This is a genomic window from Aliiroseovarius sp. B-4 (genome assembly GCF_056857795.1).
Genome location: NZ_JBSXNV010000042.1, coordinates 125,100 through 142,765 on the forward strand (window position 1 = coordinate 125,100; position 17,666 = coordinate 142,765).

Consider the following 17,666-nt stretch of genomic DNA (forward strand, 5'->3'; position numbering starts at 1 on the left):
CCAGGATATTTTGGGCCAGAAGAAACACGGATGACGGTGCAGTCAGCGCGCTGGCTGGGTCGCCCAGAGCATCTGCGCCTCGGTTTCGACCGCGCAGGGGCGCGCGTGGCGCAGGCGGGCCAGGGCTTTGTCCGGGTCTTCTCCCATCTCGACCATCAAGCGCAAGAGCATCATGCCAGAGCGTCCGCACCCGCCTTTACAATGGGCCAGCACTTTGCCACCTTGGGATAAAGCATGCTGAGCGAGGGATGATACCTCGGTCCAACGAGCGACTGTCTCTGCATCTGGTGCACCGAAGTCGCGAATGGGCAGGTGATGCCAAGCGATGCTGCCTGAGGCCAGATCAGCCTTTAGGCTGGATGCCCCATGTGCGGCCATTTCGCCGGCAGTGGTCATGGACAGAACAAGCGATGGGCGCCATTTCTGTATTGTAGCAAGGTCATCAGAATATCTGCCCCAGCGCCCCGGAAGCGGGCAGATGCCCAGGTGTCCGCTTCCCAGCGCAAGGTCGGATATGGTGAAGCTGTTTGGCATATTGCGCGTTTATCATATGGGCAGGCCAGCTCCAACCCAGAGTTCGGTGGACGCCGTGTGATGCCCGGCTTAATCTGGCCCGGATACGAATCCGGCACCGAAGGGTCACATGTCAGACGCAGCTTCCTCAGATACGCCAAAGGCAAAGCCCTATCAGGTTCTCGCCCGGAAATACCGTCCCGAAACATTCGCCGATCTGATCGGGCAAGAGGCGATGGTGCGCACGCTGAAAAACGCCTTCGAAGCAGACCGGATTGCGCAGGCCTTCGTGATGACGGGTATTCGGGGGGTCGGCAAGACCACGACTGCACGGATCATCGCCAAGGGCATGAATTGCATTGGCCTGGATGGTCAGGGCGGCCCGACGGTCGAACCATGCGGTCAGTGCGAGCATTGCGTCGCCATTGCCGAAGGGCGGCACGTGGACGTGATGGAGATGGACGCGGCCTCGCGCACCGGGGTGGACGACATTCGCGAGATCATTGAAAGCGTGCATTATCGTGCGGCTTCGGCGCGGTACAAGATATACATCATCGACGAGGTGCACATGCTGTCGAAGAACGCGTTCAACGCGCTTCTTAAGACGCTGGAAGAACCGCCGCAGCATGTGAAGTTCATCTTTGCGACGACCGAAATTCGCAAGGTGCCGGTCACGGTTCTGAGCCGGTGCCAGCGGTTTGACCTGCGCCGGATCGAGCCCGAGGACATGCTGACCATGCTGCGTCGGATCGCCGATGCAGAAGGGGCTGCGATTGCCGATGATGCGCTGGCCTTGATCACACGTGCGGCGGAAGGGTCGGCGCGGGATGCGCAATCGCTTCTGGATCAGGCGATCAGCCATGGGGCGGGTGAAACGACTGCTGAGCAGGTGCGCGCCATGTTGGGGCTTGCTGACCGTGGTCGGGTGCTGGACCTGATGGATTTCATTATGAAAGGCGATGCCGCTGGGGCGCTGGTCGAACTTGGTGGCCAATACGCCGATGGTGCTGACCCCATGGCGGTACTGCGCGATCTGGCCGAGGTGTCTCATTGGGTCAGCGTGATCAAGATCACGCCCGAGGCCGTCGAAGACCCCACCGTGTCGTCGGACGAGCGCCGCCGTGGTCAGACCATGGCGGAAGCGCTGCCAATGCGGGTCTTGTCGCGGATGTGGCAAATGCTGCTGAAAGCAATTGAAGAGGTGTCGGTGGCGCCCAACGCGATGATGGCGGCCGAGATGGCTGTTATTCGATTGACCCATGTCGCGGATTTGCCGTCGCCCGAGGAACTGGTGCGCAAGTTGAAAGATCAGCCGGTGCCGCCCGCAGGCCCGTCGGGTGGCGCACCCGCACCGTCCGGGGATGGCAGCGGAGCAGGCAGCGGAGCAATGGAGAAGTTGACGGCTGCGCCTCGGATATCAGGCGGGTCGCCTCGATCGGGACCAGGCGCGACGGCGTTGGCCGTGTCGCAGGCGCCGGAAAACGCCTTGGCGCGCTTTGCTCGCTTCGAGGATGTGATCGAACTGATCCGGGCCAACCGGGACGTGAAGCTGCTGGTCGAGGTTGAAGGAGGCATTCGGCTGGCCTCTTATGCGCCGGGGCGGATTGAATTTACGCCCAGTGTCGATGCCCCGTCCGATCTTGCCGCCCGTCTGGCCCAGCGACTGCAAGGCTGGACCGGGGTGCGCTGGGGTGTGACGCTGGTCAACGGGTGTGAGGCGGCAACCATCACTGAAACACGGGATGGTGAGAAACTTGCTTTGGAGCAGGAAGCGGCGACCCATCCCTTGGTTCAGGCGGTGATTGCCAGCTTCCCGAAAGCGCGGATCACCGAGATACGCACTGCGGACGATATGGCGGGCGAAGCCGCAACCGAAGCGTTGCCCGAGGTGGAAGACGAATGGGATCCGTTTGAGGAAGAGTAGATGCCGAAATCGACGCGTTCCGAGATTGCAATACTTGAAGAGGTCAAATCCCTTGCCGTTGAATACTATCAACTGACCGGCAAGCCTCTTGGTGTAACGGGCGAAATTGCCGAGATGGAAGCCGCCAGATTGCTTGGCCTGGAACTTGCAGAAGCCCGCACAGCCGGTTTTGACGCGTATCGCACAAGAAAAGACGGAAAGGAGAATATTCAGATAAAGGGACGCTGGAAGAAGGATGGGACGTCCTGGGGCAGAGTTTCGCAGATAAACACGGATCAGGAGTCCGATGCCGTTCAGCTTGTGTTAATGTACGGAAACTACGACGTCTTTGAAATCTGGGAAGCCTCGCGGAGCGATATTGTCGAAAGGCTTGATGCTCCTGGTTCCAGGGCGCGCAATGAACGCCGGTCCATGGGGGTTTCACAGTTCAAGACCATCGCGGATCTCGTCTGGTCCAGCCACGCCTTGTAAGCCCCGCCCGCTGACCGTATCTAAGACGGGAGCGATGAGATTTTTTCGAGGAGCATGAAATGCTGAAGGGACTGGGTGGTCTTGGCGATATGGCCAAGATGATGAAAGCCGCACAAGAGATGCAGACCAAGATGTCGGACCTGCAAGACAGCCTGTCCACGATGACCGTGGTGGGTGAAAGCGGCGCTGGTCTGGTGCGCGCCACCGCCACTGCCAAGGGGGTGTTGACGGGGCTGGACATCGACCCCTCGATCTTCAATCCCGACGAAAAGGAAGTGGTTGAGGATTTGATCCTGGCCGCGATCAAGGATGCGCAAGCCAAGGCACAGGACCGCAGCGAAACCGAGATGTCGCGCCTGACAGAAGAGCTTGGTCTGCCCAAGGACATGAACCTGCCGTTCTAAGGCAGATCTCCGCATGTCAGAAGCCCCGCGAGATATCGAGCACCTGATCGAGCTGATGGCGAAGTTGCCGGGGCTGGGTCCACGTTCGGCTCGGCGTGCGGTGCTGTATCTGATCCGCAAGCGGGCGCTGGTGCTGATACCGTTGGCGGATGCAATGCAAGCCGTGGCGGAAACCGCGCGTGAATGCGTAACCTGCGGCAATGTCTCGACTGCGGATCGTTGCGATATCTGCCTGTCGGAAAAGCGCGCGGTGGGTGAAATTTGTGTGGTCGAAGATGTTGCCGATCTGTGGGCGATGGAGCGGGCGGGTCGGTTCAAGGGCCGGTATCACGTGTTGGGTGGCACCTTGTCGGCACTGGACGCGGTTGGCCCTGACGATCTTGGCATCCCGCGCCTGATCCAGCGCGTTCGGGATGAGGGCATCACCGAAGTGATCCTGGCGCTGAACGCCACTGTCGATGGTCAGACCACGGCGCATTATATTGCTGAAGAACTGGAAGGGCGGTGCGAGGTTTCATCGCTGGCACAAGGCGTTCCCATTGGGGGCGAGTTGGATTATCTGGACGAAGGCACGATTTCGGCGGCTTTGGCGGCGCGCAAGCGGTTCTGAGCATGTCGCGAACCGGGGTTGATCAGAACTGATCCAGCAGGCGTTTCAAATAGTCGCGTTCCAGATCCGGGCGGTCGCCCTCGCCTGACCGGCGGCGCAATTCTTCCATCAATTCCTGTGCGCGGCGATAGACGTCTTCCCCGTCTTCCAGTGGGCTGTCTGTCGCGGTTGCGCCGTTCTGACCGTCCGGGCTGCGACCAAGCGGGTCGCGCTGGCTTGACCGTCGACCTTCGCCCGGATTGCTGCCCTGTTCACCTTGCCGCTGCGCTTGCTGGTTCGCCATCGCTTCGTCGAACTGGCGCATTCCTTCGCGCAAGGCTTCCATGGCGTCGGCTTGGCGGTCCAGCGCCTCGGGCAGATCGTCTTGTTCCAACGCGTCTGCGGCGTCCCCCATTGCGCGCCCGGCCTCGTCCAGCGCGTCGCGGGCGGCTTGTCCGGCTTCGTCGCTGGCACCGGGCAGGTTGCGGCGTTGGGCGTCCAATTGTCTTTGCAACTCGCTTTGGCGTTGGGCCAGGTCACTGCCTTGGCTGCCGCTGCCTTGTTCCGGGCCAGCGCCTTGGCCGTCCTGCCCCTGCTGACCGTCTGCGCCATCATGGCTTTGCCCACGTCCCTGACCGCCATCGCGGCCTTCATTACCTTCTGACTCGCCCGCCTGCGAGCCCTGACCTTGTTCCTGAAGATCACGGAACGCCTGATCCGACAGGCCTTGTTGCTGGCGCAGCGTTTCCTGAAGACCTTCGCGGGCGCTTTCGCCAGGTTGGTTCGACGGTCCGGTCTGCGCCATCTGCATATTTTCCATCATCTGGCGCAATTGGTCGAGCATCTGCATCGCCTCGTCTTCGCGTCCCTCACGCATCAACTCTTCGATGCGGTCCATCATGTCTTCGATGTCGGCCATGCTCATCTCGATCCCGTTCTCGGCCGGGGGCTGATCGGATTGCGGGCCGTTTTGCTGGTTTTCGGCCAGTTGTTCCAGATAGTCGCGCATTGCTTCGCGCACTTCGTCCATCAGTTCGGCCAGTTCTTCTTCGCTGGCCCCGTCGCGCATGGCTTGTTCCAGCCGGTCCTGCGCTTGTTGCATCCTGGCCAGCGCGTCGGCCAGGCGACCGTCATCAAGTTCAACCGCAACATCCCACAACACCCTGGCGACCTCGTCCCGCAATTCTTCCGGCAGGCCCGAGGGCAGGTTGGAAAACGCCAGACCGCTTTCCAACCGCCGAATGGAGCTGCGCAGGCGCAGATAGACGCCTTCGGGCAGGCCCAGATCATCCGGGCGGTTCAACACGGCACGCAGGATTTGCGCCACACGGCGTCCATTGTCGCGCGACCATAACAGATCACGCCGCTGTTCGATAAGCGCCTTGGCGACCGGGTGCAAAAACCGGCGTGCGGGCAGGACCATGTTGAGGGGCGGGGTGGTGCCGGACTGTTCGGCGCCGTCCTCAACCCTCAGTATCAGGTCAATCGGCAGCCCTGCCCATGGATGTTCAATCAGGTTTTCTTCCAGCAGACCGTCGATTTGCGTTCGTGCGCCGCGATAGGGCAAAGGCAGGTCAACGATCAGCGGCGGACGTTCCTCGGGAGCCGTCGCAAGCCCGTGGCGGCGGTCGACACGCTCCAACCCAAGATTCGCTGTGGCGTTGCCTTGGGTGACGGCGTAGTCATCCGTTGCCGTGAACGGCAGCGAGAAATCGCCAGCGAGGCGGCGGGTTAACTCACCCTCGATGTTGACCGTCGGCGGGGTGTCGCCAATCGCGGTGATCTGCCAACGCGCCGCACCCGGTCCGGTGATGTCCAACGGGCCGCTTTTGGTGATGACTTGCAGATAACTTTGCTGGGTCGGTCCGGTGATCGGCGCATCTGACAGATCAGCCGTCACCGCGAGCGTGTCAAGATCGCCGTAAAGCCGCAATGTCAGACGGCTGCCTTCAGGCACCGCCAATGGGCCCGGCGGCTGGTCGGCCAGATACAGGCTGGGACGTCCGGTATAGCCGGGCGGTTCGATCCAGCCTTCCCAACTCGCGCTGGCAACGGGCTGTGCGCTGGCGTCACCGCTGGTCGCAGTTGGTGCGCCGATGCGGTCCAGCCAGGGTGTAAATCCGATGGCCAGCGCCGCCCCTGTCGCCGCGATCAGACGCAGGGCGTAGGGGTCGTTGCGGGCCACGCGCAGGTTGGGTGAAATAGGGCGAACACCCTTAAGACGTTGGGCCATGCGCGCAAGGTGCGCCTGCCAGAGACGGCGCGATGCCATATCGTCGCGCCCGGTTGCCTGGTCGTCCATCAAGGCGGCAATCGGGTGGCCGGGCAGGCTGTCATCCAGCCGGGCAAGTTGCTCTGATTGGCTGGGCCACGAAAATTTGCGCGCACCCCAGACCAACGCGCTCAGCATGGCGATGATGCCCAGAGCCATCACGCCAGTCCCCACGCCTGACGAGCCAATGGTCCAGAAGCTCCACACTGCGAATGCTGTCAGAAGGACCGAGGCAAGCGGCCAGAAGGCACCCCAGAATCGTTCCAAAACCATACCCGCCCCTGTCAGTCGCAAGGGCCATTTGAGGTGCGGCTGCACCTCGTCGGGTAAGGTGGGGCGAGTCATTGGACTCGCGATGGGTTCACAGCCATGAAGGTATGGTATCGCGTCCCAGCATATCTTCATAGGTCGGGCGGGCGCGAATGACTTCAAATTGATCGCCCATCACCAGAACCTCGGGGATCAAGGGCCGGGAATTGTATTCCGACGCCATAACCGCGCCGTAAGCCCCCGCCGAACGGAAGGCGATCAGATCATCGGCTTCAAGGCTGTCCAGATCACGGCGTTTGGCAAATGTATCACCTGTTTCGCAGATCGGTCCGACAATGTCATAGCGCGCTTTCTCCTGACCCGGCGTGGCCTCGATCACCGGGATGATATCGTGATGGGCTTCATACATGGCAGGGCGCACAAGATCATTCATCCCCGCATCGACGATCAGGAAATCCTGACCTTCGCCCTTTTTCACATAGATGACGGATGTGACCATCAGGCCAGCGTTGCCAGACACCAGGCGCCCCGGTTCAATCTCGATCTCACACCCCAAATGTCCCACGGTTTCACGGACCATCTGCCCGTATTCGAGGGGCAGGGGCGGGGCGAAGTTTGAGCGTTCATAGGGAATACCAAGCCCACCGCCGAGATCAAGCCGCGTGATGTCGTGGCCATCCGCCCGCAGGGCTTCGGTCAGTTCCGCGACCTTCTGATAGGCTTGGCGGAACGGTTCCAGTTCGGTCAGTTGGCTGCCGATATGCACGTCGATGCCGACGGCTTTCAGGCCGGGCAGGGTGGCAATCTCGGCATACACATCGCGGGCGCGGGCAATCGGGATGCCGAACTTGTTTTCCGACTTTCCGGTCGAGATCTTGGCGTGGGTTTTCGCATCCACATTCGGGTTCACGCGCACCGTGACGGGGGCAATCACGCCCATCTCGGTTGCGACATGTGACAATGCCCGCATCTCGGGCTCGCTTTCCAGATTGAACTGACGGATGCCGTGGGTCAGCGCCAGACGCATCTCATCGCGCGTCTTGCCAACACCGGAAAAGACGATCCGATCGCCGGGCACGCCGGCGGCAAGGGCGCGGCGATATTCACCTTCGGACACCACGTCCATGCCCGCACCCATATCCCCCAGCAGCTTCAGAACCGCAAGGTTCGAGTTCGATTTGACCGCGAAGCAGACCAGATGTTCGGCCCAGTCCAGCGCCTCGGCAAACAATCCAATATGACGTCTCAGCGTGGCGGCGGAATAGACATAGAAGGGCGTGCCGACCCGGCGGGCGATTTGGGGAATGGCCACGTCTTCGGCATGCAGGATGCCATCGCGATACAGAAAATGATCCATGGGCGAGCCTTTCTGCCGGCGGGTCTACTGCCGGGCCTGTTGTTCGGCGATATCTTCGGGGCTGCCGGGGCGCAGGGGTTCGCCATCTGCGCCGCAGGCGGCCAGACCAAGAACGGCAAGGATCAGGGTGACGCGGATCATGACAAGGCCTCTTTCCAACGAGTGATTTGTTTGCGGACCTCGGACGGGGCAGTGCCGCCGTAAGATGTGCGGCTGGCGACCGAGTTATGCACGCCCAATATGCCAAACACTTCGTCGGTGATGGCGGCATGAACCGATTGCATGTCTTCCAGTGACAGGTTGGGCAGGTCGCAGTCGCGTGCTTCGGCCATGGCGACCAGCGATCCGGTGACATGATGGGCATCGCGGAACGGCATGTTCAATGCGCGCACCAGCCAGTCGGCAAGATCGGTCGCGGTCGAGAAGCCGGACGAGGCCGCAGCCTCCAGCGCATCGGTGTTGGCTGCCATGTCCGACACCATGCCGGTCATCGCAGCCAGTGCCAGCATCAGGTTGTCCGCGGCATCAAACACCTGTTCCTTGTCTTCCTGCATGTCCTTGGAATAGGCCAGCGGCAGCCCCTTCATCACGGTCATCAAGCCGATATTGGCGCCCATGATCCGCCCGATCTTGGCGCGGATCAGTTCGGCGGCATCGGGGTTGCGCTTTTGCGGCATGATCGACGAACCTGTCGACCATTTGTCCGACATGCGCACGAACCGGAACTGGGCCGAGGACCAGATCACCAGTTCTTCGGCAAACCGGCTGAGGTGCATGGCGCAGATCGTGGCAGACGAGAGAAACTCCAGCGCGAAATCACGGTCCGCGACAGCGTCCAACGAATTGGCGGTGGGTCGGTCAAAGCCCAGAGCTTCGGCCGTCATGTGCCGGTCGATGGGGAAGGACGTGCCGGCCAGAGCGGCGGACCCAAGCGGGCATTCGTTCATCCGGGTGCGCGCGTCGCGAAAGCGCGACATGTCGCGGGCGAACATCTCGACATAGGCCATCATGTGGTGGCCCCATGTCACAGGTTGCGCGGTTTGCAGATGGGTGAAGCCGGGCATGACCCAATCGGCACCCGCCTCGGCCTGCCCCAACAACGCGCGCATCAGTGCCTCCAGCCCGTCAATTGCGGCGTCCATCTGGTCGCGGACCCAAAGGCGGAAATCGGTAGCGACCTGATCGTTGCGCGACCGGGCTGTGTGCAGGCGGCCCGCCGGTTCGCCCACGATCTCTTTTAGCCGGGCTTCGACATTCATATGAATGTCTTCAAGCGTGGTCGAGAAGGCGAAGCTGCCGCCCTCGATTTCGGTCAACACTTGCGACAGTCCTTCGCGGATCGCTTCGGCATCCTTATCGGTGATGACGCCAACCGCCGCCAGCATCGAGGCATGCGCGCGCGAGCCGTCAATATCCTGCTGCGCCATGCGTTGGTCATAGCCGATCGAGGCATTGATCGCCTCCATAATCGCGTCGGGGCCTGCTGAAAAGCGGCCGCCCCACATGGCGTTGGCTGATTTGCTGTCGTCACTCATGGTCGGCCTTTCGGGACTTGGGTCTTGTTTTGCCTGCTATACGCGGCGCGGGACAAAGGCGCAATTGGGCAGCGTTGTTTGGCCTGCGCCGCTGTTGCGATAAACACGGTTTTCGCTGCGTCAGCGTCAGATTGCCGATCCGAACCGTGCCGCTTTGTGGTGCGCTTAAACAAGCGTATTGTGCGCCACCGATGCACAGTGAGGGTGCGCGGATGAGGCTGCGATGACAGGGGTGTCGAAAGACATGCACACAGGAACATACACTCGGCGGCAAGCAGCGGGGCTGCTTTTGGCCGCGAGCTTTACGCCCAAGGCGGTGATGGCCAATGCAGGGTTTGACGCATGGCGCGCTGATTTCCGTGCCCGCGCTGCGGCGGCGGGTGTGCCCTCTGACACATTGCGGGCGCTGGACGAGGTGCGGTTCCTGCCCAAGGTCGTCGCATCGGATAATGCCCCCGCAGAAACCACCAGAACATTAGGCGATTATGTTGCGTCGGCGGCCTCGCCGCAGCGAATCAAGGCCGGGCAGGTCATGATGACGCGCTATCCGACCCTTCTGGGACGGATCGAACGGGAATACGGCGTGGCGCGCGAAATCATTGTTGCTATCTGGGGGATGGAAAGCAGCTTTGGTGCCGTGCGCGGGTCGGCACCGGTTTTGTCGACCTTGGCATCACTGGCTTTTGAAGGACGCCGTCGCGCCTTGTTCGAAAACGAACTTCTGGCCGCCTTGCAGATCCTTGCGGATGGCGATACCTCGCCTTCACGGTTGACCGGTTCCTATGCCGGGGCCATGGGACATACCCAATTCATGCCAACTTCGTTTTTGCGCTATGCCGTAGATTTCAACCGTGATGGGCGGCGCGACATCTGGGCCGATGATCCGACGGATGCGTTGGCGTCGACTGCGGCTTATCTGCGGATGAAAGGATGGCAAGAGGGTCAGCCATGGGCATACGAGGTGCACCTGCCGAAAGGGTTTGATCTGGCCCGCACGGGGCGTGTGTATGCGCGACGCCTGCGCGAATGGGCGCAGCTTGGTGTAACACATGCCTCGGGCAAGAAACTCGGCGGGGCGGCCATGGGGGCGCTGATCCTGCCTGCCGGTCCCACTGGTCCCGTGTTCATGGTTTTCGACAATTTCCATGTGTTGAAAACCTATAATTACGCTGACAGCTATGCGATCGGCGTGGGCCATCTGTCTGACCGTTTGGCGGGTGGCGCGCCGATAGTTGCAAAATTTCCCGGCAACCCCTGGGGCATGACCACCGCCGAACGGCAGGAGCTTCAGAAGCGTCTGAACGCGCTGGGCTTCAAGGCCGGGCGCCCCGATGGCGTGATCGGCGAGATGGGTCGCGCGGCGATAAGGTCTTATGAATCCGCGCGTGGTGTGCCGGTTACAGGCGTTCCCAGCCGGGACTTGTTGGTGGCACTTCGCTAGCGACCTGATCGAACCGAAAACACCCGGTGACATGGTCGTTGAACAACCCACAGGCCTGCATCCACGCATAAACGATGGTGGGGCCACAAAATTTGAACCCGGCTTTCTTCAGGTCTTTCGAGATCTGCGTGGTCAAAGGGGTCGAGGCGGGGATATCGGCCAGGCTGGCATAGTGCCCAACCACCGGCGTTCCATCGACATATCCCCATATCCAATCTGCGAAGGCCTGTGATCCGCCAAGATCAAGATAGGCTTGCGCATTACCAATGGTCGCCACGATCTTGCCGCGATGACGGACGATACCGGGATTGCCCAGCAGACGGGCCACATCATCATCGTCCCACCGGGCAATCTTTTCAGGGTCAAACCCCTGAAAGGCATCGCGAAACGCATCGCGCTTGCGCAGGATGGTGATCCAGCTCAGCCCGGCCTGAAACCCGTCAAGGATCAACTTCTCCCACAGCGCCCGCCCGTCAAATTCCGGCACCCCCCATTCGGTATCGTGATAGGCGACATAAAGCGGATCGTCTCCGCACCACGTGCAGCGTTGGGTCATGGCAGCTCCTGTCTGATCATCAGTAAAATTATCCACAAATCCGGGATTTTACAGCTTGTTAGCATATGTGACGCATCAATGTCCCATCGCTGCGACGGAGATTCAATGATGCAACACCTGAAACGGGACGAGATGCCAGTATCGGCACCGATGAGCGATCCACTGTCCGTCGCGGTCGATTTGCGCGATAGCGAGGCATTGGACCTTGTGCGCCACGCATTGCGCCACAAACAGGTCAAACTGGCCTATCAGCCTGTGGTGCAGACGGCCAATCCCGACCGAATGGCGTTCTATGAAGGCTTGCTGCGCGTGCATGACGCCTCGGGCCGGGTGATTCCCGCCAAAAGTTTCATAGATGCCGTCGAAGACACCGAGATGGGGCGCATTCTGGACGCGCTGGCTCTGGAAAAGGGGCTGGAGGTTCTGGCGGCCGAACCGGGATTGCGGCTGGCCATCAATATGTCGGCCCGTTCCATCGCCTATCCGGGCTGGACACGCGTTCTGGAACGCGGTTTGCAGGACAATTCGACGGTGGGCGAACGGTTGATCCTTGAAATCACCGAACGCACTGCGATCACCATGCCCGATCTGGTGCAGGTATTCATGGCCGACCTGCAAAAAAAGGGGATCAGCTTCGCGCTGGACGACTTCGGCGCTGGGTTCACTTCTTTCCGGTATCTCAAAGACTTCTATTTTGACATCCTTAAGATTGACGGCGAGTTCATCCGCGGCATTCACCAAAACGCGGACAATCAAATCCTGACCGAAGCTATGCTGTCGCTGGCCAGGCATTTCGACATGTTCACCGTGGCGGAAAGCGTCGAAAACCATCTGGATGCCGCCTATCTGGCCTCGATCGGTGTGGATTGCATGCAGGGGTATTATTTCGGTGCCCCGACGATAAATCCCTATTGGCAAAAGGTGGCCTGATCCAAGGGCGCAATTGGTCCTTACGGTCGCAACCCGCGCGTGCGACTTGATTTCCTCTGCGATGCAGCACAGGATACGTCCAACATCGGTTTCCCGCTTGAAAACCGTCCCTTGGCGACGACTTGAAAGCATGGAACCGTCAGTTCGGAGGAAAAGGACCCATCATGACCAACGTTGTAATCGTATCCGCCGCGCGGACTGCCGTCGGCAGCTTCTCGGGCTCATTTGCCAACACACCTGCCCACGATCTTGGTGCCGCTGTGCTTGAGGCCATCGTCGCCCGCGCCGGAATCGACAAGTCCGAAGTCAGCGAGACCATTTTGGGCCAGGTGCTGCAAGCCGGTCAGGGTCAGAACCCCGCGCGTCAGGCACATATCAATGCAGGGCTTCCCAAGGAAAGCTCGGCCTGGGGGATCAACCAGGTTTGCGGGTCTGGTCTGCGCACCGTGGCCCTTGGTGCCCAGCATGTGATGCTTGGGGATGCGGCCATCGTCGCCGCTGGAGGACAGGAAAACATGTCGCTCAGCCCCCACGTGGCGCACTTGCGTTCCGGTCACAAGATGGGCGATATGAAATTCATCGATTGCATGATCAAAGACGGTCTGTGGGATGCCTTCAACGGCTATCACATGGGTCAAACCGCCGAGAATGTTGCCCAGCAATGGCAAATCACCCGCGATATGCAGGATGAATTTGCGGTTGCATCGCAAAACAAGGCGGAAGCCGCCCAGAAGGCGGGCAAGTTCGCCGATGAAATCATTCCGTTCACAGTGAAGACCCGCAAGGGAGAGACCGTTGTCGATCAGGACGAATACATCCGTCATGGCGCAACAATGGAAGCCATGCAGAAACTGCGCCCAGCCTTTACCAAGGACGGATCGGTGACCGCCGCGAACGCGTCGGGCATCAACGATGGTGCGGCAGCTGTGCTGCTGATGACCGCCGATGAAGCCGAAAAGCGCGGGTTGGAGCCGTTGGCGCGCATTGCCTCCTATGCGACCGCCGGGCTGGACCCGTCGATCATGGGTGTCGGCCCGATCCACGCCTCGACCAAGGCGTTGGAAAAGGCGGGCTGGAAAGCGCAGGATCTTGACCTTGTGGAAGCGAACGAGGCATTTGCGGCTCAGGCCTGCGCCGTTAACAAGGAAATGGACTGGGATACTTCCATCGTGAACGTGAACGGCGGCGCGATTGCCATCGGCCACCCGATTGGCGCGTCTGGCTGCCGCATCTTGAATACACTTCTGTTCGAGACGAAGCGCCGCGATGCCAAGAAAGGTCTGGCGACCCTGTGTATCGGTGGCGGTATGGGTGTGGCCATGTGCCTTGAGCGCCCGTAAAACATCGGAACAAATTGAAGAAAAGGCGCCTTCGGGCGTCTTTTTTGTCAGATTGCGGTTATGCCGGAAAATATATCTGCATTGCGGCAAAATGTTTGCGCAACAATATTGCGCAGCGGGTATGTAAAAGGTAACAGTGTTTCCATACCTAGATTCTATAACGGAGGATTACATGGCTCGAGTTGCACTGGTCACAGGTGGGTCGCGCGGCATTGGCGCGGCAATTTCCAAAGCCCTGAAAGCAGACGGCTACGACGTGGCTGCCACTTATGCAGGCAACGACGAAAAGGCCGCGGCCTTCACCAAAGAAACTGGCATCAAGACATATAAATGGAACGTCGGCGACTACGAAGCCTCCAAGAACGGGTTGGCGCAGGTCGAAGCGGAGGTCGGGCCGATTGATGTCGTGGTCGCCAACGCGGGCATCACGCGGGACGCTCCGTTTCACAAGATGACGCCCGAACAGTGGCAAGAGGTGATCGACACCAACCTGACGGGTGTGTTCAATACGGTTCACCCCGTTTGGCCCGGTATGCGCGAACGCAAGTTTGGCCGGATCATCGTGATCAGCTCGATCAATGGGCAGAAAGGTCAGTTTGGTCAGGTGAATTATGCCGCGACCAAGGCGGGCGATCTGGGGATCGTTAAGTCGCTGGCCCAGGAAGGTGCGCGCGCGGGCATCACGGCCAACGCAATTTGCCCCGGCTACATCGCCACCGAAATGGTGATGGCTGTGCCGGAAAAAGTGCGCGAGTCTATCATCTCGGGCATCCCGGCGGGGCGGCTTGGCGAGCCCGAAGAAATCGCGCGCTGCGTGACCTTCCTGGCATCAGATGATGCGCAATTCATAAACGGGTCGACCATCTCGGCCAATGGCGCGCAATTCTTCGTCTGATCACGCCGGACAATCGCAATTCAGGGGCTGGCTGAGTTGGCTGGCCCCGTTTGCATTTGGCCAAGGCCGCCACAAAACCGCGTGCATCCGTCGAAGGGCTGCTGTGACATATTCTGCACGTTGTGCATGTGCGCGATCATAGGCACGGCGAAGGTTCGGATCGTTTGTGGCTGTCTCTAACATGGCCTTGTCCTTGATAAGCTATTTTGACTTGACCAAGTATCTGGTGCTTGAAAGAAATGCACAAATGAGACTTTCGATGCTTTCGCATAAGTGATACTTAACTGAATGACTGATCGACTGCCACCACTGACCGCCTTGCGCGCCTTTGATGCGGCTGCGCGCCACATGTCGTTTCAACGTGCGGCGGCTGAATTGAACGTGACCCCGGCAGCGTTGTCGTTCCAGATCAAATCACTTGAAGAGCATTTTGGTGCACCGCTGTTCAACCGGTTGAATCGCGCAGTCGAACTGACCGAAGCAGGACGCATCCTGGCCCCCGGTGCAGCCGAGGGGTTTGGGGCGCTGACAGCGGCATGGCGTGCGGCCCGCCGCAGCGTAGAAGCTGATGTTCTGACGGTGACGGCTGGACCGGCCTTCACGGCCAAATGGCTTGCGCCGCGCATGTTTGCCTTCGCCCAAGCCCACCCGGACATTGAGCTAAGGTTCACCGCCGGTTTGCGAATGATGGATCTGAACACGGACGAAGTGGATGTGGCCATCCGTTTCGGGTATGGCCCTGACGATGGACTTTTTTCGCAACCTCTTGAGCCGGAGTGGTTGGCGCCGGTCATGCTGCCCGAATTTGCCAAACGGTTCACGACACCGCAAGAATTGCTGCAAGCGCCGTTGATCCACAACAGCTCAGATGATTTTCTAAATCCCGCGTGCGACTGGCAGGCTTGGTTCAAGGCGGTTGGTATCGAAGGAGTGCCGCGAATTTCGTCGAGTTTTTCACAGTTCGATCACGCTCTGGACGCTGCTTTGTCCGGCGCTGGTGTGGTGCTGGGACGCCGGGCATTTGTCGTAAAATATCTTGCGGATGGGCGACTGGTGGCACCTTTCAAGATAGCGTTGGGGACAGCAGCGAAATTTCGATTCCTATGCCGTCTTGGGCAGGAGAGCCGACCAGACATTGCAGCCTTCCGAGATTGGATCCTGGCTGAGATGACCAAGACGGCCTCCTGCGCGACGGATATGACGGTCATTCCGGTCGAGGACCTGGCATGACAAAAGGAAAGGCGACTGCGATCGGGTTTGTGGCTGTGCTGCTGTGGTCGCTGCTGGCCTTGTTCACCGTGGGAACCGTGCCGGTGCCGCCGTTCCAACTGGCCGCGATGACGTTTCTGGTTGGCAGCGCGGTCGGGCTGGTTTGGATCGGTTGGGCGGGTGAGTTTCGCGTGTTGCGCCAGATCAGTTGGCGCGTCTATCTGTTCGGCACGCTGGGCCTGTTTGGCTATCACGCGCTGTATTTCTCGGCGTTGCGCATGGCGCCCGCGGCCGAGGCTGGGCTGATTGCCTATCTGTGGCCGTTGTTGATCGTGTTGTTCTCGGGCCTCTTACCAGGGGAGCGGCTCGAACCTCTGCACATTTTAGGCGCAGTGATCTCGTTCATCGGCGCGGCGATCCTCGTGCTTGGTGGTGCCACCGGGTTTGCCACCGACGCGCTTCCGGGGTTTGGTTTGGCCTTTCTAGGTGCGCTAACGTGGTCTGGCTATTCCGTCTTGTCGCGCCGGTTGGGCAACACACCGACAGCCTCTGTCACTGTGTTTTGTCTTATGACGGCGGTTCTTTCGACGGGCGCGCATTTGCTTTGGGAAACAACGGTATGGCCGCCCAATGCACTGGGATGGACTGCCGTTCTGGGGCTTGGGCTGGGCCCGGTTGGGCTGGCGTTCTATGTGTGGGATGTTGGGGTAAAGCAGGGCGACATCCAACTATTGGGCGTCGCCAGCTATGGCGCGCCCTTGTTGTCGACGCTCGTCCTTATCGTTGCCGGTGTGGCAGACCCCCGACCGTCATTGATTCTTGCCGGTGTTCTTATCACATTCGGCGCGGCGATGGCCGCGCGGGCCAGTTCGGCACGAAGCGCAGGCAACTGACCCGGTCTGATTGGCCTTAGGCGGTTGCGAGACGCTCAATTTCCTCTTTGAGCAGGAGTTTCTGCTTCTTAAGCTCAGTAATCTCGTGGTCGCTGCTGCCGGGCGACCGTTGTATCGCCTCGACCTTTTCAGAGAGAACCTCGTGTTTTCTCCGCAGCTCTTCAAGATGCGAACTCATGCTCATGGCGCTCCTCCTCTGATGTGTATGGACAAGTTAAGTGCACCATATATTTGGTGGCTTGTCACTAAGAGTGAAGGGGTGTTGGTGAAAAAACATTCAGCAAGCGGCGCAAAATCGCGTGTTTATCAAAGAGGCAAGGCGCCACCCTTGCGCAAAATCGCAGCGACTTCCGGCGTGTAGTGCTCGTGATCCTCCGTGTGATGAGATCCTTCGTGCACGACAAGAGGCGCTGCCAGACGAAACGCTCCGCGCGCACCCTTGCGCGCCTGCACGATCACCAGCGATGCTGCGCGTCCGATCCGGGGACACAGGGGTTTCACCACGATTGACCCCAGCCTGCTGTCCATCGCGCACAGAACCTCGGGCAAACGCTCAGCGTTCTGGATCAGCGTCATGTAACCTCCGGGCAGCAAGCGGCGGGTGGCGTGATCAAGCCACGCGGTCAGCGGTGTAACCTCGCCCAATGCGCCTTCGCGGATCCCGTCGGGCGATGACGTGCCGCGGTCGCGCCGAAAATAAGGGGGGTTCATGATGACATGATCGAACCGGTCCTGCCGAAGGTCCGCGGGCATGTTTTCCAGATCACCTTGATAGATGGTCAGTGGAATGGCATTCTGTAGTGCATTGCGCTGGGCCAGATCGGCATAGATTGCTTGCCGCTCAAGCCCTACAATGCGCAGCCCAGCCACGCGTCGTCCAAGGCAAAGACTTGCCGCACCCGCCCCGCAACCCAGTTCCAAAACCGATTGTCCGGATCGAGCGGGAGCGGCAGCGGCCAGAAACACCGGATCAACGCCGGCACGATAACCGGACGCAGGCTGCGTCAATGTCAGTTGTCCGCCCAGAAACGCGTCATTCGTCAGATCTGAGGTGGCAGAGGTCATGG

Annotated in this window: 18 protein-coding genes; 10 read left to right on the top strand and 8 right to left on the bottom strand. The window is 60.1% G+C overall.

Features of this window, described 5'->3' with window-relative positions:
* Positions 1 to 42: 42 nt before the first annotated feature.
* Positions 43 to 534 carry a phosphatase domain-containing putative toxin gene (locus tag AC13C8_RS19060; RefSeq protein ID WP_482848721.1) on the bottom strand — a complete coding sequence of 164 codons (492 nt, stop codon included), beginning with the start codon at positions 532 to 534 and terminating at the stop codon, positions 43 to 45.
* Positions 535 to 643: 109 nt separating this feature from the next.
* Between AC13C8_RS19060 and AC13C8_RS19065 the strand changes: the two genes are divergently transcribed.
* From AC13C8_RS19065 to recR, 4 genes are read left to right on the top strand one after another with little or no spacing between them, the layout of a single operon-like run.
* Positions 644 to 2,437, top strand: coding sequence for a DNA polymerase III subunit gamma/tau (locus AC13C8_RS19065; protein ID WP_482848722.1), 1,794 nt, complete (start codon positions 644 to 646; stop codon positions 2,435 to 2,437).
* On the top strand, positions 2,438 to 2,908 hold the full coding sequence (locus tag AC13C8_RS19070) for a DUF6998 domain-containing protein (protein ID WP_482848723.1): 471 nt from the start codon (positions 2,438 to 2,440) through the stop codon (positions 2,906 to 2,908).
* A gap of 59 nt (positions 2,909 to 2,967) precedes the next feature.
* Positions 2,968 to 3,312: a YbaB/EbfC family nucleoid-associated protein gene (locus tag AC13C8_RS19075; RefSeq protein WP_091431639.1), complete on the top strand. Its 345-nt coding sequence runs from the start codon at positions 2,968 to 2,970 to the stop codon at positions 3,310 to 3,312.
* 13 nt (positions 3,313 to 3,325) lie between these two features.
* Positions 3,326 to 3,922, top strand: a complete 597-nt coding sequence (gene recR, locus AC13C8_RS19080; RefSeq protein WP_091431637.1) for a recombination mediator RecR — start codon at positions 3,326 to 3,328, stop codon at positions 3,920 to 3,922.
* A 22-nt stretch (positions 3,923 to 3,944) separates the two neighbouring features.
* On the opposite strand, the gene AC13C8_RS19085 is transcribed toward recR, so the two are convergent.
* The 3 genes from AC13C8_RS19085 to argH form a co-directional block, all read right to left on the bottom strand.
* Positions 3,945 to 6,518: a TIGR02302 family protein gene (locus AC13C8_RS19085; protein ID WP_482848724.1), complete on the bottom strand. Its 2,574-nt coding sequence runs from the start codon at positions 6,516 to 6,518 to the stop codon at positions 3,945 to 3,947.
* 16 nt (positions 6,519 to 6,534) lie between these two features.
* Entirely contained in the window at positions 6,535 to 7,800 is a 1,266-nt protein-coding gene (gene lysA, locus AC13C8_RS19090; protein ID WP_482848725.1) for a diaminopimelate decarboxylase, read from the bottom strand.
* 137 nt (positions 7,801 to 7,937) lie between these two features.
* Positions 7,938 to 9,335, bottom strand: a complete 1,398-nt coding sequence (gene argH / locus AC13C8_RS19095) for an argininosuccinate lyase (RefSeq protein WP_482848726.1) — start codon at positions 9,333 to 9,335, stop codon at positions 7,938 to 7,940.
* 244 nt (positions 9,336 to 9,579) lie between these two features.
* On the opposite strand from argH, the gene AC13C8_RS19100 reads away from it, so the two are divergent.
* Entirely contained in the window at positions 9,580 to 10,776 is a 1,197-nt protein-coding gene (locus tag AC13C8_RS19100) for a lytic murein transglycosylase (RefSeq protein WP_482848727.1), read from the top strand.
* Here the strand turns inward: AC13C8_RS19100 and AC13C8_RS19105 are convergent.
* Positions 10,733 to 11,332, bottom strand: coding sequence for a DNA-3-methyladenine glycosylase I (locus tag AC13C8_RS19105; RefSeq protein ID WP_482848728.1), 600 nt, complete (start codon positions 11,330 to 11,332; stop codon positions 10,733 to 10,735). The genes AC13C8_RS19100 and AC13C8_RS19105 overlap by 44 nt on opposite strands.
* A 105-nt stretch (positions 11,333 to 11,437) precedes the next feature.
* On the opposite strand from AC13C8_RS19105, the gene AC13C8_RS19110 reads away from it, so the two are divergent.
* The 3 genes from AC13C8_RS19110 (at position 11,438) to phbB (ending at position 14,497) form a co-directional block, all read left to right on the top strand.
* A complete protein-coding gene (locus tag AC13C8_RS19110) occupies positions 11,438 to 12,262 on the top strand; it encodes an EAL domain-containing protein (RefSeq protein WP_482848729.1) in 825 nt (274 codons plus the stop codon).
* A 164-nt stretch (positions 12,263 to 12,426) separates the two neighbouring features.
* Positions 12,427 to 13,602 carry an acetyl-CoA C-acetyltransferase gene (locus AC13C8_RS19115; RefSeq protein ID WP_482848730.1) on the top strand — a complete coding sequence of 392 codons (1,176 nt, stop codon included), beginning with the start codon at positions 12,427 to 12,429 and terminating at the stop codon, positions 13,600 to 13,602.
* 172 nt (positions 13,603 to 13,774) lie between these two features.
* Complete coding sequence (phbB, locus tag AC13C8_RS19120; protein WP_091431623.1) at positions 13,775 to 14,497, top strand: acetoacetyl-CoA reductase; 723 nt, start codon at positions 13,775 to 13,777, stop codon at positions 14,495 to 14,497.
* Here the strand turns inward: phbB and AC13C8_RS19125 are convergent, their stop codons facing one another.
* Positions 14,498 to 14,680, bottom strand: a complete 183-nt coding sequence (locus AC13C8_RS19125; RefSeq protein WP_143064345.1) for a hypothetical protein — start codon at positions 14,678 to 14,680, stop codon at positions 14,498 to 14,500.
* A gap of 105 nt (positions 14,681 to 14,785) precedes the next feature.
* On the opposite strand from AC13C8_RS19125, the gene AC13C8_RS19130 reads away from it, so the two are divergent.
* Both AC13C8_RS19130 and yddG read left to right on the top strand, forming a co-directional pair.
* Complete coding sequence (locus AC13C8_RS19130; RefSeq protein ID WP_091431621.1) at positions 14,786 to 15,727, top strand: transcriptional regulator GcvA; 942 nt, start codon at positions 14,786 to 14,788, stop codon at positions 15,725 to 15,727.
* The gene (gene yddG / locus AC13C8_RS19135; RefSeq protein WP_091431619.1) at positions 15,724 to 16,599 is read left to right on the top strand and encodes an aromatic amino acid exporter YddG; all 876 of its coding nucleotides are present in this window, start codon (positions 15,724 to 15,726) and stop codon (positions 16,597 to 16,599) included. The genes AC13C8_RS19130 and yddG overlap by 4 nt, the downstream gene beginning before the upstream one ends.
* A gap of 16 nt (positions 16,600 to 16,615) precedes the next feature.
* Here yddG and AC13C8_RS19140 read toward each other — a convergent pair whose 3' ends face one another.
* A complete protein-coding gene (locus AC13C8_RS19140; RefSeq protein WP_091431617.1) occupies positions 16,616 to 16,783 on the bottom strand; it encodes a DUF465 domain-containing protein in 168 nt (55 codons plus the stop codon).
* Between the two features lie 122 nt (positions 16,784 to 16,905).
* Positions 16,906 to 17,664 carry a tRNA1(Val) (adenine(37)-N6)-methyltransferase gene (locus AC13C8_RS19145; RefSeq protein ID WP_482848731.1) on the bottom strand — a complete coding sequence of 253 codons (759 nt, stop codon included), beginning with the start codon at positions 17,662 to 17,664 and terminating at the stop codon, positions 16,906 to 16,908.
* Positions 17,665 to 17,666: the final 2 nt, after the last annotated feature.